Below are 23,775 nucleotides of genomic sequence, written 5' to 3'. Positions count from 1 at the left end.
CGATTGTTCCGAATTTACCAAATTCATGACCAATCTGCCTCAAAAATGGATTTTCAAAAAAATATTATTATAAAATAAAGCCTCCTTGACCACCAACACTTTAACGCTTCAAGCAGAAACAATAATATTACACTGTCAGACTCCACCAATGTGCAATTAAAACAAAAAAAAAGCCCGACAAAACTATTGCTCGGGCTTATTCAAAAAAAATAATATGAAAAAAGTTACTACTTGCTTTCTATCTTAGCAGTACCTTAATTGATCTTTCTCCAGCATCAGACCTCAGATTAATGAAATAAACACCTCTCCCATTAACCTCAAAATCTGTATCAGCAGAAGTTTTGAAGGATTTAACAAGCAAACCATTGGCAGAATAAACATTGACCATGGTATTTTTTGAAGCAAGATCTTTTATATAAACCTTATTGCCAATGGAAAAAGCATTAGCTTTTATCTCTGACCTTGTTTCTCCCACCGCCAGGGTAGAATTGTCCGTATATTCTATTTTATACAAACTATTATCCCCACCTCCCGTAGATACTATTATATTTCCAGCAGTACCCGTATATGCATATGAAATAATGGCAATATCCGAAGTTCCATTGCCTGCAAAAGTTGTTGAACTTAAAACCTTTCCAGTGCCATCAGAAATTAAAATAGACCTGCCGGCACCCCCTCCTCTTGCCCAAAGTTTAATCATAGCATTTCCAGCCACAGCAAATTGCGTATATCTCCTCGTAGGCATGGAAGTTGTCCCAACAGCCGGATTAGTAGAACCACCGTAGCTATTGCCTCCAAACTGTAAACGTTGAGCCGGAGCATATCCGTCATCGAACGTTGCAAGGCTATTTGTAGCTATCGTAAGATTACTTCCACCTGTCACAAATGACAATCCGTCTATTGTGGTATCTGTTGAAATTGCACCTGCAGCAAATTTCGCAGTATCGCTAAAATCCCAAGTCTTTGACTGTGCACTAAGATTTGCTACAGAAATGCCTGCAAATATTAAAGAAAATAATAGTTTTTTCATGATAAGTAATTTATTAATTGTTTGTTTAATTCATTTGCGCAATCGATTACACTATTTCCTGTAATTAATCGACGGTTCTAATATAAAATTATTTATATCCTGCACAATATTTTTACGAAAAAATTCTATCCTAAATATTAATTTTAATTAACATTCTATTAAGTTTTTCTTTATTTAAAGTTAATTACAGCTAAATAGCTGTTTAATTAAATTTTGAATTTCTTAGAAAAATAAATATCAAAAACATGATTTTATTTCAAAAAGAACAAGTAATCGATTGCATAAAAACTCCCAAAATTTACGTTAAAAGCAAAATATTGGGAATTTTAGAAATTATAATTTGTGCAACAATTTCTTATGGAATCCAATTATCAGACTTTTTGAAAATCTTTTCAACCGTATAATTTTTCAATTCTTTTTTGGAAAGTTGATGAGACCACTCTACTCTTTTGCTAGAATTTGCTCCATTTCCTTTGTTTCCAAATTCTGCATAAAAAGTCGTTTTTTCTTTATCTGGAAACATTTTATCACCTTCCCAGGGATTCCAGCCTTCCGGTAAAATATGGCTTTCCATAGTTGTATTGATGAAAACCGTCTTTGCAAATGGTCGCCAAGGTCGCCCGAGATAAACTTTGGTAATGTCTTCTTTTGCAGTCAAATGACAATCGATAAAAACAAAACCAAATTGATTGTCTTTACTTGTTGCCGCAGCAGTAATGTAAGAATTCGCCAAGCTTTTGATTTCACAATTTTTGAAAACCACAGTCGCCTGACCGAAAATAAAATCCGTAGTTCCTTCTATATAACAGTTTTCATAATATTGCCGGCTGTGGTCTGTCGCTGCGTAAAGTGTATCCTGACAACCCAAAATTTTAGAATTTTTCATTACAAACCGGTCACCTTCCACGTGAAGCGCAACGGCTTGTCCTTGATTACATGAAGAATTTCGAATCGTTAAATTCGAAACCTTAATATTATCTCCAGCAACTAAAAATGTGTAAGAATTAAAAGTATTGAGCTTATCATTAGTTAAAGGATTCAGTTTTCCGGAAAAATCATCATTTGTAATGATTGTATTTTCTTTGTCTTCGCCTTCAATTGTAATCAAATGTTTTGAAGAAGGAATCACAATTTTTTCATTATAAATCCCTGATTTAATCTTAATAAAAGCTTCAGCAGGACCTAAATCCCGAATAGAATTAATCGCACTCTGGATCGTTGCAAAATCTCCAGAACCATCCTTAGCAACAGTAATACTGATATAAGGTGACTGCGCAAAAGACAAAATAATGAACGAAAAATTGAGAAAAGAGAATAGCTTTTTCATTAGATTAATTTTTCAAAACTTTATCCAGAAAATCAACAGTATATTTCAATGTCTCGTCAAACCAAGGCTGAACTAGCCAAAACGAATGTGGAGAATCTTTGATTTCGTGAAATTCCGTCGGGATATTATAATTTTTTAATAGCTTCATCATATCATCTCTTCCAGCGTGAAATCTCGACTGAGAGCTGTTGATAAACAATGTTGGCGGCGTACGTTTCCCAACATATTCCAAAGGTGAAGCTTCTTTCCAGAGTTTGAAATTTTGGGCTTTTGTCACTCCAAACCAATAAGCTGCGTAAGCGCCTTCTTCAGATTCGGGATGAGTAAAAGACACGATTCCGTCGATATTGACAATCGCCTGAACTTTATTTTTCACACCGACCAAAGTTGCTAATTGTGCTCCGGCCGAGTTTCCGCCAAGTGCAATTTTCTTTTTATTAAAATAAAATTCTTTGTGATGTTTCTTCAAAAATTTCAAAGCATCTTCGATATCTTCAACTGCTCCAGGATATTTTGCATCGTCGCTTAAACTATAATTGATTGCCATCGCAACATAACCTTTTGAAGCTAATTCCTGAGCAAGAAATCGTTCATTTTCTTTACTTCCGGAAATCCATCCACCACCGTGAACCAGAATAATCGCGGGATATTTCTGAGCCGAATCTTTAGGATAATAAATATCTGCTAAAAGTGATTTTCCGTTTCTGGTTTTATATACAACATCTTTTTTAAGCTGAATATTTTTTGGAAATTCCAGATTTAAAAGCTGGATGAAAGGATATTTCTTTTTCAGTTTGTCGTAAGTTGCTTCAATAGTATAAGGTTGCGCTTTTGGTCTTTCGATTTCCTGAGAATACATCTTTGAAAGCGAAATCAAAACAATAGAAAAACGGATGAAAATCTTCCGCAGATGACTATTGTGATTCAAGTTAACTTTGGCTGGTTTCATCCGTTTTAAGAAAAAAATATAAGAAAAATTATTTTACAGCATTCTTCGGAACATCTTTGGAAATAGACAATTTATCTCCCGTAATTCCTTTTGGCAATTTGATAGCTTTGGTTTTACTTCCGATAACTTTAATCAAAGGTGTTTTAGAAGATTCCAAAGTTAATCCGGATACATCAACATTCTTACTGTTATAGATTGTTGCACCGGTTCCGTCGGTATATTTTATTTTAACATTTTTCAATATAATTCCGTCTGCATCTACGATTGTCAAAGCTTTTTTGGTATCGAAGTAAGAATCTTCAACAATAATATTTTTAAGGTTCATTTCAGATAAACCGTTTAGCGAAAGCGCTTCGTAAGAATTGGAAGCTGTAATATTCTTGAAGAACACATTTCTGAAAACAGGAGTTTCATCCGTCACAGGAATATCTTTTACCACTCTTTTTTCATCGTCCGCACTCTGGTCTTCTTCTATAATTGGCGAATTGCCTTCGTAGAACATATTGAAACCTATGACTTGAGCCGGAATTCCCGTCATATCAACATTGCTAATCCAAATATTCTCAACAACACCACCTCTTCCTCTCGTCGTTTTGAAACGAAGTCCGATGTCCGTTCCTATAAACGTACAATCTGAAGCGTGGAGATTTCTCACACCGCCAGACATCTCACTTCCAATCACAATGCCGCCGTGCGCGTGATAAACCGTATTATTTTTGATGATGACATTTTCCGTCGGAATGCCTCTATCACGCCCGTCTTTGTCTTTTCCGGATTTGATACAAATTGCATCATCGCCAACATCAAATGTATTATTGTAAACCAAAACATTCTTACAAGATTCCAAATCCAGACCGTCGCCATTCTGAGAATACCAAGGATTTCTAACTGTTAGATTTCTTAAAATCAAATTACTTGACATCAATGGATGAAGATTCCAAGCCGGGGAATTTTGGAACGTTGGTCCATCCAAAAGAACTTTGTCACAACCGACTAAACTTACCATAACCGGACGAAGAAAATCTTTCACAGTTTCCAATTGCTCTCTTGTCGTTAACTTTTCAGGAATATTGAAATTTCCTGTGCTTGTAAATCCTCTTTTAGAACTTTCGCTTGGGAACCAAGTTTTTTTATCATCAGACAAAACTCCACCTTTTGACAATAATTCTTTCCATTGTCCATCCGTCATTTTCCCTTTTTTCACATATCGCCACGCGTCGCCGTTTCCGTCAATCACACCTTTTCCTGTAATTGCAATATTGGTAGCACCTTTTGCAGAAATCGGAGACTGACAACGGGTTGTATTCAAACCTTCGAAACTTACATCAACCAAAGGATAATCCGCAAAATCTCGACTGAACATCACCAAAGCGCCGTCTTCCAAATGCAAATTGATGTTGTTTTTCAGAACAATTGGTCCCGTTAACCAGATTCCTCTTGGAACGATAACCGTTCCACCACCTTTCTGAGAAGTTTCATCAATGGCTTTTTTGAAAGCTTCGGTATTTTTCACTATTCCACCGGAAACAGCACCAAAATTTTTAATATTGACAGAAGTTGTGGGAAAAGACGTTTCTGCAACCGTCGGCATTTTGAATTCTACATTTTTATAAATATCAGAAATACTCTGTCCAAAAGCGTTTCCTGAAAGTAATGTTGCTAAGCTTAAAGCTAAAATTTTAATCGTTTTCTTCATTCTCAATATTTTGATTTTAACGCAAAGAGCGCAAAGTCTTATTAAATTATATTTTGTTTTAAAGTCGCAAAGTTTTTGACTCTATTCTCAATGTTTGAAATCCCTACGGAATGACAAACTTTGAGTTTATTTTTTGCTTACTATTTTTTTGAACTCATTATAAACCAACTGAGCGACTGCTTTTGCCCCTTCTGGTTGGAAATGTGTATCATCCTTTTGTCCATTCGGATAAGCTGTGAATTTGCCTTCAGGAAGATTCATAAAGTAAGTTGTGCTCACGAAATCTTTTCCTCTTTGTGTGAAAAATTCTCTGGAAAGCTTATTCAAATCAATCACATCCACTTTTTGCTCCTGCCCGATTTCTATCATCGCTTTCGCATAATCTACGTGACTGTCGCCCAAAACACCGTCTTTCCAAGGATAATTTCTGGAAACAGGCGTGACCAAAACCGGCGTCGCACCTTTTTCACGAACCTGATGAATGTACAATCTCAAATATTCCTTATAACCAGGAACATCCACATAACGGTCAATTTTTTTCTCAGATTCATCATTATGACCAAACTGAATCAAAACCCAATCTTTCGGTTTCAGATTTTCAAAAATATAACGCCATCTGCCTTCCTGAAAAAAAGTTCTTGTGCTTCTTCCGCCTTTGGCTTTATCAACTACTAAAACATTTTTTGCTAATGGAGATTTGAAAGTCTTGAGACTATCTGTTAGAAAAAACTCTTGAAAAACACCGCCCCAACCTTGCTGTGGATAACGTTTTTCCTGATAATTGCTTTCCAAAGTATAATCTGTCAACGTAGAATCGCCAGCCAGAAAAATATTGGTCGTATTTTTATCTGTTGCAGGTTTTACAATTCTTTCTTTTTGATTATCCTGTTCTGTCTGAGCAAAAGTCATTACAGAAGCTGTGATAAAAAATGCTGTTGAGATGTTTTTGATTCTTTTCATTTTTCTTTAACGCAAAGGCGCTAATAATTTATTTTAAACTTCATTCTTCAAGTCGCAAAAGTTTGCGCCTTAATATTTATCTTATTTTAATTGAACTTTCCGCCTTTGACTCCGTCGAATCTTCGATTTGCAATAAATCTAATTTTTTGTAATTCTGAAAAAATCAAAATCGGCATAACCTCCTCTTGAAACTTTGGAATCGCTGACAGAATAAATTCCGATTTTTGCCCCAATCCATTTTCCGGGTTTTGCCTGAAATGTCTCGCCAATATTTTCAAATTTTTTCCCATTTTCGCCGTAACTGAATGTACAGATTCCGTTTGGTTCGTTGACATTAACTTTTAGATAAACTTCGTTTGATTTTAGTTTGATTTCGTTCAGTATTTTTTCTTCGCCACCTTTATCCGCTTTTTGAGCTTTCCTCAGTTGAAGATAAAATCCGTCAGGTTTGTTTGTGATAACTAATGACTGGTAATCCATTCCCATTACCAAAAGTCCGGCAGTTTTTCCTTCTTTTGTATCTTCCGGGAATAATTTGACTTTGGTGGTTGCTACGAAATTTGGAGCAGGAAATTTCTGAGTTAGAAGATTCGGAACATTCCATAGATTTTTTTCACCGTCTGGAATTTTGATTGAGAATAATCTGAGATAATCTTTACTAGGAAGTTTGGCTGACCAAACGATATTTTCATTCGCACTCCACTGCCATTGCAATCCAATCTTATCATCATTGAACTCATCCGATTCTGCAGGTGTTTCTATTGGGTATGATTTTCCGACATTCGGTTTTCTGAATGTCAGAACTGGTTCTCCAATTCCATTTTTATTAGTATCAATTCCAATAACTGGCCAGTCTTTTTCCCACTTCATCGGTTGAAGATGGACGATTCTTCCACCTGCATCGACATCCTGAAAATGGTAAAACCAATCTTCGCCATTCTGCGTATCCACCCACGCACCTTGATGTGGACCATTGATTTTAGTTGAACCTTTTTCTAAGACAATTTTCTCTTCATAAGGTCCGTATATATTTTTTGAACGCAAAGCCAATTGCCAACCTGTTGCGACGCCTCCAGCGGGAGCAAAAATGTAATAATAACCATTTCGTTTATACATCTTCGGACCTTCAACGGTTGGATGCGCATCGTGTCCGTCGAAAACGTGAATGCCTTTGTCCAGAACTTTCGTTCCTTCCGGATTCATTTTATTGATGGTTAAAATACTTTTAACGCCTGCTCTACTTCCTGCCCAACCGTGAACGAGATAAGCCTGACCATCTTCATCCCAAAACGGACAAGAATCAATAAGACCTTTTCCTTCCATTACGAGAATTGGTTCTTCCCATTTTCCAAAAGGGTCTTTGGTTTTGACCATATAAATCCCGAAATCCGGGTCACCCCAATAGATGTAATATTCATTGTTGTGAAAACGGATACTTGGTGCCCAAACGCCATCACCACGTTTTGGTTTTTCAAAATGTTCTTTTGGAATTAAATCGGTAACTGCATAATTCACCAGCTTCCAATTGATCATATCTTTGGAATGAAGAATTGGTAAACCTGGTATTTCGTTGAAGCTGGAAGCCGTCATAAAATAATCGTCTCCGACACGAATCACATCCGGATCGGAATAATCCGAATACAAAACCGGATTTTTATACATTCCGTTTCCTAAATCCGGAACCCAGACTTCTGAGACATAAGGTTTCGCCTTCTGTGCTGCAACATGGTTGATTGCTAATGCAAAAAAAAGGATGATATGGATTTTTAGTACTGTCATTTTTTAACTCAAAGTCCGCAAAGATTTTTTGAACTTATTGAAAATATTTTAAGGTTCACAAAGCCGTAAAACTCATCAAAGAAAAACTATAGACTATTTAATATTAATTGATTATTTATTTTTCTAATTCCAGGCTGGCGAGGATGAATGGTCCGGTTCCTTTTGGGTCGTTGGAACGGATTTCTTCATTCACGTAATAGTCATAGGTTCCGCTTCTGTAAGGTGTTCCGCCTAATCCAGCAACCGCGCAATTCTGATTCAGATTTACGGTTCCATCTTTTTCAACTGTAATGAGATTTTTGATAATTCCGTCATAACCTTTTTTTGCAATTGCTTTGTAAGAATCTGGTAAATAACCTTTTCTGGCAGCTTTCGCAAAGGTATAGACAAACATTGATGATGCCGAAGCTTCCAGATAATTTCCTTTCTGTCCGCCTTTATCCAAAACCTGGTACCAAAGTCCGGTTTTTGTGTCCTGAACTTTCAGTAAAGCTTCTGAATAAGATTTCAAATAACCAATCAATTTTGTTCTTCCTGGATGATTTTCTGGTAGATAATCCAAAACATCCACCATTGCCATTCCGTACCAACCCATTGCTCTCCCCCAGAAATTAGGAGAAAGTCCGGTTTGTTTGTCTGCCCATTGCTGCTCTTTGCTCTCGTCCCATCCGTGATATAACAATCCTGTTCTAGAATCGACCATATGTTTTTGAATCACATCAAACTGATTGGCAATATCATCATAAGCTTTTGCTGCTTCTGCTCCGGTCGAAAATAACTTTGTATAATTCGCATAAAATGGTTCCGCCATATATAATCCGTCCAGCCACATTTGATTTGGATAGATCTTCTTGTGCCAGAAACCACCTTCGGAAGTCCGAGGTTGATTATCAATTTGTGACCTTAATAATTGTATAGCTTTGAGATATTTCTCCTGTTTATCAACCGAATAGAGATAAAGTAGGACATTCCCGGAGTTCAGCATATCAAGATTATACTTTTTGATGTCATAGGTCTTGATTGTTCCGTCTTCATTCACCAATTCATCTGTGTAGCCTTTGATATAATCGTAATATTCTTTTTTTCCAGTCTTCTTGAACAACAGTTCCGCACATTTCAAAACCAAACCATTTGGATAGCTCCATTTAGGTGTCTTGAAGAAATCCAGTTGCCAAGCTTGGGGAAAACGTTTCATCTCTGATCGCATCATTCTCTCAGACCACGGCAATTTTGTAGAAATATTTTCGATGTTGATTTTTTCTGTTGACTGAGAAGATGTTTGCAATGGTTTTTGCGCACATGAAAAAATAACACGCAATGCGATTGCCAATAGAGTAAATATTTTAAAACTTTTCATTTTTCTTATTTTTTATTTGGGCACAATGAACACAAAGTTATTTTGTTTAATTCCATGTTTTAAGTTCACAAAGCCACTTCGCCTAGATAAGCTTTTAGTTTAATCAGTACATTTTGACTCTGCTCAGTATGACATTTTCATACTAAATTTTATTTCATTTTAAAACCCAGTTGTCTTTTCCTGAGAGAATATTTTTGATCTGATATTCTTTTGATTGTTCTTTTGTCAGTTGATGAGACCAGGAAACCCGTTTTTCTGCGTTTGCACCAATTCCTTTAGAATTATATTCTGCGTAGAATGATGTTTTCTCAGCTTCTGTTTTTTTCCAATTGTGCCAACCTTCCGGTTTGATTGTGTTATCGATTGCACAATTAATAAAAACTGTTTTTGCAAATGGCCGCCAAGGTCTTCCGAGATAGACAGATTCCGGCCTGGCTTCACCCTTGATTTTACAATTCATAAAAACAAAACCGAATTTGGCATTTTCCGGTGTTGAAGCCGCTGTAAGATAGGTTGCACTTTCTTTGGCAAAGATCGTACAATCTTCGAAAACAGCAGTCGCTGCACCGAAAATAAAATCGGTTGTTCCTTCGATATAACAGTTTTTGAAATAATGCCGGGTCTCTCTTTTAGGAGTTGGAACATCTTGTTCGCCTTTCAGATAGAGTGTATCTTGAAATCCAAGGAATCTGCAGTTTTCAAAAATAGCTTTATCACCTGTGATCAATACTGCAACAGCCTGTCCGACTTTACCCGCATCATTTTGAAAAGTGATTTTCTTTGCTGAGAAATTATCCGGGAAAATGAAAATCGTGGAAGAACCTGTAGTTCCCATTTCTTTTCCCGCTGAATTTTTCTTCGATGCAAAATCATCATTAACAATAATTGTTTCCGTCAAACTTTCACCTTCTAAATAAATAGCTCCTTTTGTAGCCGGAATTGTGATCTTCTCTCTGTAAGTTCCTTTTTTAATAAAGATCTTAGTCTTTATATTAAGTTCATCTCCCACTGCATTAACTGCGTCCTGAACTGTTTTGAAATCTCCTTTTCCGTCTTGAGAAACCGTATAAACTTTTTCAGAATCAATATGATCAATGTTGAAAGAATTGATACAGATCAAAACCAGAATAAAAGAAAAAAGCAATAAAAGACTTTTAGTTTTTAACCTCTCCATTTTTATGATTTTTATTTTAAAATACAGATCCTTAAATCCTAATCTTTTTAAATATACAAGTTTCCATCCCTTTCGAGATGAAAACCTGTATTAAATATTAATTATATAATGTTGTCTGAAAAATTCAAAAACATTATCGTTATAGATTATTTTTTGATAATCTTTTTAGTCACTGTTCCATTATCTGTTGTGACGCTGACAATATAATTACCAGTATTCAAGCTTCTCAGATCAACCGAATCACCATTCATAGTTACATTATTTTTCACAATAGCTCCGGCAAAATTGTAAATTTTAACGCTTAGCACTTTTCGACCATCAGTATTGATATGCAGATGATCTGAAACCGGGTTTGGATATAACTTGACCTGAGCTTTGTTGACATCAGATGTTGCCATTGTTGCATAAGCTGTCTTGATGTAGAACAAATTGGTCGTATCCCCTTTTGTAATACTATGTGTACCCGCAGCAACATTTGGAATTGTAACGATACCGTTTACTGCCGTATAATTAGTTCCGTCAAACTTAACATTTTTAGAGAAGTCTGCATCGAAAACTAAAGTCAGTGTAGACTCTACAGTAGTTGTATAATTTATACTTGTAGAAGATTCCATTTTGAAACGCTTCGTCAAAGTCAATCCATCGTAAGACTGGGAACCGTCTGTAGAATTCATATTACCAGTGATGGCATAGAATGTACTTACTTTTCCAGAAGTCGTGAAGTTATGGATCAATCCATCTGGTTCACCAGAATTTCCAGGACCAATTTTAACTGTTCCGCTGATAGAAACTGAATTTCCAGTACCTACCGTTGTTACTGTATAGCTTATTGTAATTGTTGGCGTTCCACTGATTGTAAGCGTTTTAGCAGCTGTATCTTTTGTGAAAGAAAGTCCGTTAGCAGGGATTCCTGTAACCGTAACATCTGTTGCATCGCCACCCCAAGTGAATACAATTGGAGCAATCGCTGCGCCATCTGCCACTGTTTGATCCTTGTTCCCTGAAGTATTAACCAAAGTCTGAGAGCTGCCTTCTGCCTGGATATAAACTAAATTGGTCCCGTAGTTTGTTAAAGCAGATTTTAGTCCCGTAATAACTGCGTAAGATCTGTCATCAACGGCGTTATCAAAAGTCCATTTGAAATCTCCGCCTTCAACACGTCCAGAGTATATTTTAACTTTATCCCTTGCTGCGGTAGGTTCATCAGTTATTAAATTCTTAACATAAAGAGCTGCATCTGTATCAAAATTGTTATAGGTTTTTGCTCCAACTTTTGATTTAACCGTTGCAGGAACTGTTTCACCACGAGTGGACGCCAGATAAGCATCAAAATCCGTCAAAGAACTGATCTTGCCATCGATATTATATAAAGGATTCGGATCTGCGTACGCAACAAATCTCATTGAATTGGTTGCAATATCAGCATCCATCGTATTGTTGAAAGCCTTGATCATGCCTCCATCTTCTCCGGAGAAAGTCCCTTGATTAGCCGGGTCGTTCATTTGCTTTGTCGGATTCCAAACATCGGTTCCCTGCAATGAGATCATCATCGGATTTTTAGAATTTCTGAAATAATTTCCTTCCAAAAACAGAGATGAACCTTCTGTAGAACCAGAGCCGTATTTCGCAATTCCATCAAAATAATTATTATAAATATGGGCCGAATAATAACGAACTCTAGGATGCCTGGAATCTGAATGGTCGAACCAATTGTGATGATAGGTAACATACAAGCCAGAAGTTGTATTCTCACTAAGACCTAACAAACTTGCTTTTCCAGAATCCCAGAAATGGTTGTAAGAGTAAGTTGCATATGTTGTTCCTTTGTTATCCAATGCACCGTCACCTTTGATCTGATCGGCATCGCTTCCAGCATGACCGTAGAAAAGGTCGTTGTTATGAACCCAGATGTAAGAATTGTTCTGTTGCATCCCGATGTTATCCCCTTCACTGCTATCGCAATTCATGAAACCAAGATTGGCAATCTCTATATTAGTGGCATTTTTCACACGGATTCCCCAACCATTTGCAGTTGCATCATTCCCTACCCCTTCTACAGTAATATAACTTAGGTCGTTATTTTTATTTTCAACCACAAGATCACCGCCTTCCATATCTGTAAAATCTGTGATATTGCCTACCAACCTGAAAATATATGGTCTTTTATCTATCCCTTTTTTAATACCTGAAAAGATGTTTTGAAAACCCACATAATTTGTAGTATTACCATTGTTATTTGTGATAACATTGAAAGAAATTGTGTTTTTACTTTTCTCTGTAATGTATAAAATAACAGCATTATCTTTTGGAGTACCATCTGCCTTATATCCCCCGGGAACTCTTCCGCCATGGAAGGCGAAACCGTTCCTGTCCTGAGGAAGAACCGTCAATGTGCTTGTTGTAGAACCTTCTCCTTCTATTCCTAAAATCACAGGTTTTACAGTAATCGTATAATTTCCTGCTTTTAAACCTAAAATATCTGTTCTAAGATATGATCCATAACTACGGATCAAATAATCATCTACCTGTTTGTTCACTACTCCTTCACCAGAATAGTAAACATTATACCTTCCAGCATTGGTCACCGGCTGCCATTTTACAAAAGCAGTCTCTACCCAGCCCGCTGATTCGTTGAATGTAACAGACTGTCCCGATACTTGCATGATCGCAAGTAAAAAGAATAGATAAAGTAATTTTAATTTATTCATATAAAATATATTTAATGAGTTTTTTACGAGTTTTTAATTAATTGTAATTATTATAATTAGTGTTGACCTTCAACGAACCCATCTCATTAACTAATTTTAAATAATAGCTGTGTTTTTTTCTTAGAATTAAGTCAATACAATTCTTAGATTCAGCTCCATCAGGGTATAAAACCCTGATGGAGTGAGTCTTCAAAAAAAATTAAAAATATAATAACTTAAAAAATCCTAGTCCAGAATTCTTTCTTTTCTAATAGCCGTAATCTTGTGTCAGATTATAGTTAGATTGGATAATGTCTTGGTAGATCGGCAGCAATTCTTTTCTGTTGGCTTCAAAATATTGAGCATAACCTTTTAGAGGATCATTGATGTATTGTCCAGTTACCGCCGCTCTCCAGTTGATTGCTTTGTAACCTGTTGGCACAGTTGTCGAAGCAGGAGCAGGTGTATAATAAACATCAGATCTATTAACCCCGGCAGGAACATAAATATCGATGGTCTGAAGCGCTGCTTGTGCTGTTTTTGTTCTGTCGTAAGGTGATTCCTTATAATATAAAACAGAAGGTACATTCGCATATTGCCCTGTTCCATTTGACAAATCTGAAAGTTTGTGTTTCGTTTCAGCAATTTTTGTTGCTAATAGATTCCAACGGATAAGGTCATATTTTCTAAGGCCTTCCCCTCCAAATTCCAATAATCTTTCGTGAACGATATAATTAAAGAATCCAGTTTTATCTGTCGGGATAGAACCAGCCTGCCCAACATTACCAGCATAAGCACGATTTCTTACCAATTGTACCGCATTGATAGCATCTTGAGAAGGAGAACCGTTCAGTTCATTGTCAGCTTCTGCAAACATCAATAAAATATCTGAGTAACGCAGCAATGGCCAGTCAATAGCAAGGTTTTGTGCTGTTCCTGTAATGCTAGTCCATGATTTTCTGAATTTTCCGTCTGTACAAAGTGCACCAGTTGCCAAAATCGCCTGATTGGCATCATTGATCTGCATAGAAGCCACTGTAAGATCTCTTCTTACATCATATTTTCCAAATTCATAGAAATAAGTTGCAACTGCATTGATACCTCCACTGCTTTTCCAGTTAGATCCGTCAGTATGTCTCATCCCGTTGTAGTAACCAATCTTACTATCTGTCGCAGCATTACCTCCAAATGCTCCTACTGCAAAGATCACTTCGTGAGCTGCATCTTCCGTATTGTCATGCAAAGCTCTGAAAACGGCTTCAAAACTGGCATTCAAACCATGTTGACCAGAGTTGATGATATCTCTACATTCGTCATAAGCTATTTGATAATATGCTTCTGAATTAGAACCTTTTGCCATGATTCGCGGATCTCTTCTGAGAGAATATCCAGCTCTGGCCAAAGCAATTCTTGCTCTAAGTCCTTTTACAGCAGCTTTTGTAAACCTCACATTAGCAGTCGCTGCTTCTGATCTCCAAGGAACCAGTTCTGCTGCAGTTGCAAGATCGGCAATGATCTTATCATAAATAACATCTCTGTCCGTTTTTGGCAAATAAACCGACTCCAGATCTGAAGACGGAACCATTTGCATTGGAACATCTCCCCAGTTCTTGATCAGATCATAATAGAACATTGCTCTCAAGGTCAAAGCTTCTCCTAAATAACGATCCATTGATTTTTTGTCAGCAGCAGAACCTGTTTGATAAACTGGCGATAGAGGAATATTCTTAATTACAAGATTAGCTCTTTCAATTCCTGAATATAATTTCAAGAATGGTTTATTAAGGTCAGGATTGGAAGTACAGGCACCATAAGTACTGATCCCTCTTCTGTCATTACAGTTATAATCTCCGGATGTTTTGAAATCATCGGCCGTCTGTGGATAATATAGGTTAAGTCTTTGCCCATATCCGTCATCGCCGATCACTTGATTGTAAACCCCGATCAATGCTGTGAAGGTATCTGCTACACTATCAAATTGTTGATCTTCGTTTGAATTAGAAATATTTTCGGCGTCCAAAAACTCACTACAAGAAGTAACTGTAGTAAAGCTTAGTGTACAGCTTAATATTGCAATTATAAGTTTATGTTTTTTCATTTTTTTTTGAATTAAAAAGTTACATCAACACCTGTTAAGAAGAATCTGCTTCTAGGAAAAGCCGCATAATCTACACCTGGTGTAAGGGTGCTTTTTCTTGTACTCACTTCCGGGTCATATCCTGAATATCCTGTGATCGTGAATACATTATTGGCCGTTGCATATAGCCTGAAATTGGTGATTCCAAGCATCTTCAAAGAATCCTTTGGAAGTGTGTATCCGATTGTCACGTTGTTAAGCCTCAAGAATGATCCATCCTCAATTGCATACGAGTGTAAGAAATAATTACCTCCTGTCGGCGTCCACATTGTTGTATCAGCATTTAATGCGGCAAGTGCTTCCGGGTTGACAACTTTCACACCATCCGCTCCAAACCATTTCCAACGGTTAGCCATTTCTGCTAACATATTTTGGTCTGTGTACTGATACTTTGTTGTAAATTCAATTTTGTTTGCATTATAAACTTTGTTCCCAACAGAGAAGTTGAAGAATAAGCTCATATCAAAGTTTTTATAACGGAAAGTCTGGTTAAAACCTCCATAGAACTTAGGTTGGGCATTTCCAAGGTCTGTTTGGTCCTTTACATCGATTACTCCATCTCCATTAAGGTCCCTTAATTTCAGATCCCCTGGTTGAGGCACTTTGTTACCTAAAGCTACAGAACCTGAACTTGGAATACCTTCTTTTAATTTATAGGTGTTATTTGCTGAGTTGAAATCAAAATCACTGATCTCATACCTGCCTTCTGTAACATATCCATAGAAAGTTCCAACAGGTGCTCCGATCTGAACTTTGAAATCATATAAATTATTAACCCATCCTGATGGTTGAAGATAATAATCCGTTTCCGCATTGGTAAGTGGCCCTAAACTTTTGATAATATTCTTATTAGAAGCAACGTTAAAGTCAGCTTTCCACTGGAAGTTTTCATTGCTTACTACAATTGCTCCTAAACTTAATTCCAAACCTTTGTTCTGAGTTTTCCCAGAATTCTGGTATTGAAATTCATACCCTGAAGTTTGAGGAATTTTAGCTAATAAAAGCAAATCCTTGGTATTAGTTATATATCCATCAAGCGCTCCATAAACCCTTTTATTAAACAATGTAAAATCTACACCAACATTCTGAGAGACAGTCGCTTCCCATTTGATATTAGGATTCGCCATAATATTACCTGGCGCAGAACCTGTAATAATTCCTGTTCCTCCTGTATATCCATAAGTGCTGGATGGCGTATAAAAAGTATCGAATAAGAATGGTGTGATCCTATCATTTCCAGATTGTCCATAACCTAAACGTAGTTTAAGGTCATTTACGATTTTAGAATCTTTCAAGAAGTTTTCTTCTCCAACTTTCCATGCCAATGATGCTGATGGGAAATTTGCCCATCTGTTAGAAGGACCAAAAGAGTTAGACCCATCTCGTCTTATAGAGAATGTTGCAATATACTTGTTGTTATATATATAATTTGCCCTAGCAAAGAATGATGCTAATCTCCCAACCGTCATAGATGTTGCTGGCGCATCCTGGATCATGCCTGCAGGTGGCATTGCCAATTGGATATTTGCAAAAGCCTGTTTAGGGGACAATGATGTTGGCAACCATCTTATTGTCATATCCAATTTATCGCCATCTGTCTGAACGATCTCCTGACCTAACAGGAAATCCATTTTGTGGTTACCTATCTTTTTTTTGTATGCTAAGGTATTGGTATTTGTAATTCTTCTAGTCTGGGTATTGGTCAACTGAGCAACTGACATATCAGAATTAATTCTAGATAAATATGTTGAAGGACCTGAGAATTGTTGTATTTCCTGATCATTTTTCACATAACCTATCGTACTTTTGAACGTTAGGTCCTTCATGATATTATAAGTAATAACCCCATTCAAAAATAGGTTATCAGTATTGTTATACTTGATCTCATTATTAACCAGAACCAATGGATTGATCAAGTTTGTAGTTGCATAATCATCAGAATCAAATTCATCAGAGCCTGCACCTGCATAAGCTCCATCTTCAAAAGGTTTGTAACGGATGATGTTTCTAAGTCTGTTTGTTGTCTGTGAACCGGTAGTTGATGTACCCGCTCCAAGAATAGAAGTTTCGCTATATCTTGCTGTCAAGCCAACTTTCAGTTTTTTACTGATATCAAAATCGTATTTGAAGTTGGCCATGTTTCTCTTGTAACCGGAATTGATCATAATTCCATCTTCTTCCACATGGTTCAAAGATAACGTAAAAGCAGAGTTTGAGTTACCACCTGTGATATTCAAGTTATGTGTGTAGTTGAAGGCTTCTTTACCAAAAACCTCATCCTGCCAGTTTTTAGTCTGGATTGTTCTATACTTTTCTATTCCAGCATCTATCAATTTCCCTTCATTATCGTAAGTTGGAAGATAATTGCCATAAAGCTCTACGAATTTGTCAATCTGTTCCTGATAACCATCTTTGTTCCGAAGTTCGTACTGATATTGCACAAAATCATACGGACTCATTACATCCAAAGTTTTAGCAATCTTTCTTACACCTGTGTAACCATTGTAGTTAACGGTAGTTTTTACATTTTTCCTACCGCTTTTAGTTGTGATCAAAACTACACCGTTTGCACCCCTTGCTCCATAGATAGAGGTTGAAGAAGCGTCTTTGAGAACTTCGATAGACTCTATTTCTTTTGGTGATATCAATGATAAAGCATTATCCATCTGGATTCCATCCACAATGTAAAGTGGCGCATTATCCTGGGTGATAGATGTCCCACCTCTCACCTTGATCTCAGGGTCAGAGCCTGGAGAACCTTCTCCAAAAGTCACCTGAACTCCAGCCATTCTTCCTTGGATAGCTTCTGCAGCACTGTTTACAGGCATATCGGCCAATTGCTCCCCTTTTACAGATGCAATAGAGTTGGTAACATCTTTTTTGGAAACAGTCGTATATCCTACCAGAACGACTTCATCGATAGTTTTTTCCTTGTTAGAATCAAATTTCGCCAATGCAATATTGATCACATTCTGGCCATTGACATCTACCTCTTGCTCTTCGTACCCTTTTCCACGAATCACCAAGGTTGCATTTTTAGGAACATTGAGTTCATACCTTCCAGACTTGTCAGTCATTGTGGAGAATTTGGAATTCTTCACAGCGACTTCCACATTCGGAACAATCTTCTTTTGGTCAGAGGTAATTGTCCCGGAAACTTTAATTAATTCTTGAGCTAATCCAAATGCTGGTAGTAAAAAGACAGATGCAATCGTCGTTTTAATAAAAGCACTATGGATACCTAGTTTTAAACCACTCATAGATATTTGTTAGTTTTTATAATTAGTAATTTATTCTTTACTTAATAAAAGTGTTAATCTCTATTAAAAAATGCAATCGATTGCACTTATTTTTTAAAGTTTTCTTAACTCGACTAAACTAAGATTATTTTTTAATTGACAAATGCAAATTGTATTTTTTTCATTAATATTAATTTAACATAAGTAAAAAACAAATTCTGACATCCATTATAAACAACTGATTAATTGATAATTAAAATTTACATTAGAATAATGGCCATCATTCAAATTAACAAAATTTTAACATTTTCAAAGATACATTTTAGCTCAAAAAGTGATTTTTTCAGCAAAGCCAATTAACCAAAAATTAACTTAAAATCCTTTTTTTTTTCAAAATCATACTTTTTTTGTACAAATTGTACATTTTTAGACACAAAATCAAAAAACGATAAAAATAACTATAGTATAAACCAAAATAACTTGATAATCACATATTTAAAATTATAAATAAAGAATATTGATAATAAATTACTAGAGATAACATAATTTTGAATGTTGCACAAATTTTGGCGTTTAAAAGCAAAATATTGCACAAAAAAAATTATCAAAATAATAAATAAATGTATCAAAAATAACCACAACTAACTGTTTTTCTTTAAATTAAAAAATATTTAAGATTTTTCTTCCTTGGTTAATATTTATATATATATTTACAAATATTATTTTTTGTTTCAGAAAGAGCATTATTTAATGCAATCGATTACACAAAATTAATTTTCAGTTAATATAAATAGATAACATGACTCATTCAGAATTCAGATATGCGCATCATCCGGATGATGTAAAAAAATATACCACTGAAGACCTTAGAAGAGAATTTCTCATCAACGATTTATTTCAGGAAGGACAGATTAAATTGGTTTATACAATGTATGATAGACTGATTGTTGGAGGAGCAATGCCTACCGACAAAGCATTGAAATTGGAAACAATCGATGAACTGAAGGCCGAAAACTTCCTTGATAGAAGAGAAATCGGAATCATCAACGTTGGTGGGAAGGGAAAAGTAACCATTGACGGGACAGTTTACGAACTTAATAATAAGGAAGCCTTATATATAGGAAAAGGAAACAAAGACGTAACTTTTGAAAGCGTAGATGGTGAACAAGCTTATTTCTACATCAATTCTGCACCAGCTCATCATTCTTACCCAACAAAAAAGATTACAAAAAATGAAGCTGAAATCGTAGAATTAGGAGATTCCAAATATGCGAACAGAAGGACCATCAATAAATTATTGGTAAACAGTGTTCTGGAAACCTGTCAATTACAAATGGGAATGACGGAATTGCACGAAGGAAGCGTTTGGAACACAATGCCTTCTCATACGCACACCAGAAGAATGGAAGCTTATTTCTACTTCGATTTGGAAGAAGGGCAATCGGTTTCACATTTTATGGGACAGCCTCAGGAAACGAGACATATTTTCCTAAAAAACAGAGATGCTGTGATTTCTCCGGAATGGTCTATCCACTCTGGTGTTGGAACTTCAAACTATACCTTTATTTGGGGAATGGCAGGAGAAAATATGGACTACGGCGATATGGATGCTGTAAAAACTGACGAATTAAAATAAAAGAAGAATATAAATTCTCGGAGATTGAGCAAATCAAGCAAATTTAAAATCAGCACAATCTGCTAAATCAGCGAGAAACAAAATATTTGAAATATTCTATCTAAAGATATTTAAAAATGAAAAATTTATTTGACTTAACTGGAAAAGTAGCTCTTGTAACCGGAGGAACGCACGGTTTGGGCTTGGCGATGGCAGAAGGTTTGGCTTCAGCTGGAGCAGAATTGGTTGTCACCAGCACTACGCCTTCCAAATTGGAAGAAGCCATTTCTTATTACCAGTCAAAAGGTTACAAAGCAACTGGTTATATTTTTGATGTGACCGATGAGAAGATTGCTGCTGAAAAAGTAGCAGAAATAGAAACGAATCACAAACAAATTGATATCCTTATTAATAATGCCGGCATCATCAAAAGAATTCCGGCTTTGGAAATGGAAGTTTCAGATTTCCGAAAAGTAATTGATGTGGATTTAACAGGGCCTTTCATTATGTCTCAGTTGGTAGCAAAAAGTATGATTGTCAGAAAATCGGGTAAAATCATCAATATCTGTTCTATGATGAGCGAATTGGGTCGTGACAATGTTGTGGCTTACGCTTCTGCTAAAGGCGGATTGAAAATGCTGACGAAAAACCTAGCAACCGAATGGGCAAAATATAACATCCAAGTGAACGGAATCGGTCCCGGGTATTTTGCAACGTCTCAGACAGAACCAATTAGAGTTGATGGAAATCCATTCAACGAGTTCATTATCAGCAGAACACCAGAAGGTCGTTGGGGAAACCCCGAAGATTTGGCAGGAACAGCAATATTTTTAGCATCCGAAGCAAGTCAGTTCATCAATGGGCAAATCATCTACGTTGACGGCGGAATCCTTGCAACCATCGGAAAACCTTCAAACGAATAAAGTCTTTTATCTATCAGTCAATTATCTATTAGTCATGAGCACACTTACAAAACCATTTATCACAGATACATTTCTATTAAAGAACAAATTCGCTGAAGAGTTGTATTTCAATTTTGCAGAAAAACAGCCCATCATCGATTATCATAACCATTTGCCTCCGAAAGAGATTGCAGAGAACCGTCAGTTTGAGAACATTACTCAGGTTTGGATCGGTGGCGACCATTACAAATGGAGAGCAATGAGAACAATGGGCGTGAATGAAAAATTCATTACCGGAGATGCTTCTGACAAAGAAAAATTCGCAGCTTGGGCAAAAACAGTTCCGAACACGTTGAGAAATCCTCTATTCCATTGGACACATTTGGAATTAGCGAGATATTTTGACGTTTACGATTTGCTTAATGAAAAAAATGCAGATGCAGTTTACGAAAATGTATCGGCTCAGCTTCAAACACCGGAGAAATCAGTTCACGGGTTGTTGAAAATGAGAAACGTGGAAACGGTTTGTACCACAGAAGACCCAATCGATACTTTAGAATATCATCAAACAATCAAACAAAATAATATTGGAATCACAGTTAGCACGGCTTTCCGTCCTGACAAAACGATCTTGATTGATAATGAAGATTATAATGCTTACATCGATAAGTTAGGCGAATCTGCAGGAATCGAAATCAACTCTTACAAGGATGTACAGGATGCGCTACTCAGAAGGATTGAATACTTTCACGCCAACGGATGCAGATTGTGTGACCACGGATTGAACAACATTTCTTTTGAAACGTTCACAGATTCAGAAATCAACGCAATTTTTGAAACGAAGAGAAAAGGAGAAACTTTAACGCCTCACCAAATTGAGCAGTTCAAAACAGCAATTTTGTTATTTTTGGGCGAGACTTACCATTCTTTTGGTTGGGTTCAGCAATATCATTTGGGCGCGTTGAGAAACAATAATGCAAGAATGTTGAAAGTTTTAGGACCAGACACAGGTTGGGATTCCATCGGCGATTTCAGTCAGGCTGCAAACCTTTCGAGATTTCTAAATACATTGGATTCTAAGGATAAATTGACTAAAACAATCATCTACAATCTGAATCCTGCCGATAACGAGATTATGGCTACAATGATTGGAAATTTCAACGATGGTTCTGTGAAAGGAAAAGTACAATTCGGTTCCGGCTGGTGGTTTCTGGACCAGAAAGACGGAATGGAAAAACAGATGAATGCGCTTTCCAATATGGGACTCATCAGCACATTTGTCGGGATGTTGACCGATTCCAGAAGTTTCCTTTCGTTCCCAAGACACGAGTATTTCAGACGTGTATTGTGTAACCTTTTAGGAAACGAAATAGAGTCTGGTGAATTGCCTGAGGATATGGATTTAGTCGGAAAAGTGGTGGCAGATATTTGCTATTTTAACGCTAAAGAATATTTCAACTTCTAAACAACCAACCCAAAGGGTTGAATATCAATAGCCGTAGGTGAAACCTATGGATGACAAAATAAAAAATGGAAACAAAACAAACATCCAAAATATATTACAAATCCGATTCAACAGAATGGGAAAAAATCGATGACTATATAGACCGCCAAATTGTAGGCTACGACGAATCTGTAATGATGGTGAATGTCCGTTTCAAAAAAGGCGGAATTGGATACAAACACAAACATCCTCATATTCAAGTGACATATGTTGCAGAAGGAAAATTTGAAGTCAACATTGGCGAAGATATTTCAATTTTGAAAAAAGGCGATTCGTTCTTCGTTCCTTCCAATGTTCTTCACGGCGTCGAATGTCTGGAAGACGGAGTTTTGGTAGATGTTTTCAGTCCGTTTAGAGAAGATTTTATAAAATAAAAACTCAAACCTTCGAGGTTTAGAAAAAATAAAAATTAATGAGCAAAGTTGTAACCTTTGGCGAAGTATTGATGAGATTGTCTCCGTCCGACAGCAAAATGCTGAGACAAAGCCGCGAAATGGAATTCTTCTTCGGAGGAACAGAAATGAACGTCGGTGCGTCTTTAGCCATTATGGGATGCGAAACCAGACACATCACGAATGTTTCCGATTGTTTCATCGGAGAATCAGCCATTGCAACAATGAAAAGTTACGGAATTGATACACAATTCGTCAACAGAACAGAACATCCGATTGGTTTATATTTCCTAGAAGTTGGTTCTGCAATGCGTGCGAGTCGAATTTCGTACAACAGATTAAACGGTTCTTTTGCTAACATCAAACCAGAACAAGTGGATTGGGAAAAAGCTCTGGAAGGTGCAGAATATTTCCACTGGACAGGAATTTCTCCCGGAATTTCGGAAGGTGCTTATGAAACTCTGAAACAAGGTTTACAGTTAGCTAACTCAAAAGGAATCGAAATTACTGCTGACCCAGCTTATCGTTCCAATCTTTGGAAATATGGAAAAGAAGGATTCACTGTTCTTAAGGAACTCATCTCCTACTCTACGATTTTCATTGGTGGTGTAAACGAAATCAATGAAATCCTTGGAACATCTTTCGGGTATGATAAAGACAGTTTTATCCAAGCTGCTGAGACATTAATGAAAGAAATTCCTTCTATCAAGAAAGTATTTGATAAAACCAGAATTGGTGTGACAGCAAGTAATCAGGCAACTCAGGGAAGAGCTTTGGTTAACGGACAATATTTCGAAACAGAAAGTCTGGAAGTAAATCCTGTTGTGGACAGAATCGGAACCGGCGATGCGTTTGCAGCAGGTTTGATTTACGGTTTAATAAACTTCGATGATGAGAAAGCTTTGAAGTTTGCCAACGCAGCCTGCGCCATAAAACATACGATTTTAGGTGATGTAAATCTGAGCAGCGCCAACGATATTCTGGAAGTAATGAACGGCAATTCAGGAGGAAGAATTAAAAGATAATT

The 23,775-nt window shown here is 36.6% G+C and carries 16 protein-coding genes; 5 read left to right on the top strand and 11 right to left on the bottom strand.

Annotated elements, in window-relative coordinates; translation table 11 throughout:
* Positions 1–238 precede the first annotated feature (238 nt).
* From BLT30_RS15610 to BLT30_RS15560, 11 genes are all read right to left on the bottom strand, one after another.
* Positions 239–1,030, bottom strand: a complete 792-nt coding sequence (locus BLT30_RS15610; protein ID WP_089874503.1) for a T9SS type A sorting domain-containing protein — start codon at positions 1,028–1,030, stop codon at positions 239–241.
* 355 nt (positions 1,031–1,385) lie between these two features.
* On the bottom strand, positions 1,386–2,357 hold the full coding sequence (locus BLT30_RS15605) for a pectinesterase family protein (protein WP_089874502.1): 972 nt from the start codon (positions 2,355–2,357) through the stop codon (positions 1,386–1,388).
* A 4-nt stretch (positions 2,358–2,361) separates the two neighbouring features.
* Positions 2,362–3,306 (bottom strand): alpha/beta hydrolase, encoded by a 945-nt coding sequence (locus tag BLT30_RS15600; protein WP_089874501.1) that lies wholly within the window; start codon positions 3,304–3,306, stop codon positions 2,362–2,364.
* A 28-nt stretch (positions 3,307–3,334) separates the two neighbouring features.
* The gene (locus BLT30_RS15595) at positions 3,335–5,002 is read right to left on the bottom strand and encodes a glycoside hydrolase family 28 protein (protein WP_089874500.1); all 1,668 of its coding nucleotides are present in this window, start codon (positions 5,000–5,002) and stop codon (positions 3,335–3,337) included.
* 126 nt (positions 5,003–5,128) lie between these two features.
* On the bottom strand, positions 5,129–5,962 hold the full coding sequence (locus BLT30_RS15590; RefSeq protein ID WP_245707193.1) for a rhamnogalacturonan acetylesterase: 834 nt from the start codon (positions 5,960–5,962) through the stop codon (positions 5,129–5,131).
* Positions 5,963–6,100: 138 nt separating this feature from the next.
* Complete coding sequence (locus BLT30_RS15585) at positions 6,101–7,741, bottom strand: glycoside hydrolase family 43 protein (RefSeq protein WP_089874499.1); 1,641 nt, start codon at positions 7,739–7,741, stop codon at positions 6,101–6,103.
* A 115-nt stretch (positions 7,742–7,856) separates the two neighbouring features.
* Positions 7,857–9,098 carry a glycoside hydrolase family 88/105 protein gene (locus tag BLT30_RS15580; RefSeq protein ID WP_089874498.1) on the bottom strand — a complete coding sequence of 414 codons (1,242 nt, stop codon included), beginning with the start codon at positions 9,096–9,098 and terminating at the stop codon, positions 7,857–7,859.
* Between the two features lie 154 nt (positions 9,099–9,252).
* A complete protein-coding gene (locus BLT30_RS15575) occupies positions 9,253–10,272 on the bottom strand; it encodes a pectinesterase family protein (RefSeq protein ID WP_089874497.1) in 1,020 nt (339 codons plus the stop codon).
* Positions 10,273–10,418: 146 nt separating this feature from the next.
* Positions 10,419–12,980 carry a pectate lyase family protein gene (locus BLT30_RS15570; RefSeq protein ID WP_089874496.1) on the bottom strand — a complete coding sequence of 854 codons (2,562 nt, stop codon included), beginning with the start codon at positions 12,978–12,980 and terminating at the stop codon, positions 10,419–10,421.
* A 247-nt stretch (positions 12,981–13,227) separates the two neighbouring features.
* Positions 13,228–15,057, bottom strand: coding sequence for a RagB/SusD family nutrient uptake outer membrane protein (locus BLT30_RS15565; RefSeq protein WP_089874495.1), 1,830 nt, complete (start codon positions 15,055–15,057; stop codon positions 13,228–13,230).
* Positions 15,058–15,068: 11 nt separating this feature from the next.
* Entirely contained in the window at positions 15,069–18,356 is a 3,288-nt protein-coding gene (locus BLT30_RS15560) for a SusC/RagA family TonB-linked outer membrane protein (RefSeq protein ID WP_089874494.1), read from the bottom strand.
* 778 nt (positions 18,357–19,134) lie between these two features.
* Here BLT30_RS15560 and kduI point away from each other — a divergent pair.
* The 5 genes from kduI to BLT30_RS15535 all read left to right on the top strand — a co-directional run bounded on the left by kduI (position 19,135) and on the right by BLT30_RS15535 (position 23,773).
* Complete coding sequence (gene kduI, locus BLT30_RS15555; protein ID WP_089874493.1) at positions 19,135–19,971, top strand: 5-dehydro-4-deoxy-D-glucuronate isomerase; 837 nt, start codon at positions 19,135–19,137, stop codon at positions 19,969–19,971.
* Between the two features lie 116 nt (positions 19,972–20,087).
* The gene (locus BLT30_RS15550; RefSeq protein WP_089874492.1) at positions 20,088–20,873 is read left to right on the top strand and encodes a gluconate 5-dehydrogenase; all 786 of its coding nucleotides are present in this window, start codon (positions 20,088–20,090) and stop codon (positions 20,871–20,873) included.
* Positions 20,874–20,907: 34 nt separating this feature from the next.
* Positions 20,908–22,317, top strand: coding sequence for a glucuronate isomerase (gene uxaC / locus BLT30_RS15545; RefSeq protein WP_089874491.1), 1,410 nt, complete (start codon positions 20,908–20,910; stop codon positions 22,315–22,317).
* A gap of 65 nt (positions 22,318–22,382) precedes the next feature.
* Complete coding sequence (locus tag BLT30_RS15540; protein ID WP_089874490.1) at positions 22,383–22,730, top strand: cupin domain-containing protein; 348 nt, start codon at positions 22,383–22,385, stop codon at positions 22,728–22,730.
* A 38-nt stretch (positions 22,731–22,768) separates the two neighbouring features.
* Positions 22,769–23,773, top strand: a complete 1,005-nt coding sequence (locus BLT30_RS15535; RefSeq protein ID WP_089874489.1) for a sugar kinase — start codon at positions 22,769–22,771, stop codon at positions 23,771–23,773.
* Positions 23,774–23,775 lie beyond the last annotated feature (2 nt).

Source organism: Epilithonimonas hungarica (assembly GCF_900102265.1).
Lineage (GTDB): Bacteria > Bacteroidota > Bacteroidia > Flavobacteriales > Weeksellaceae > Epilithonimonas > Epilithonimonas hungarica.
This window is presented reverse-complemented; position numbering and strand designations above follow the sequence as displayed.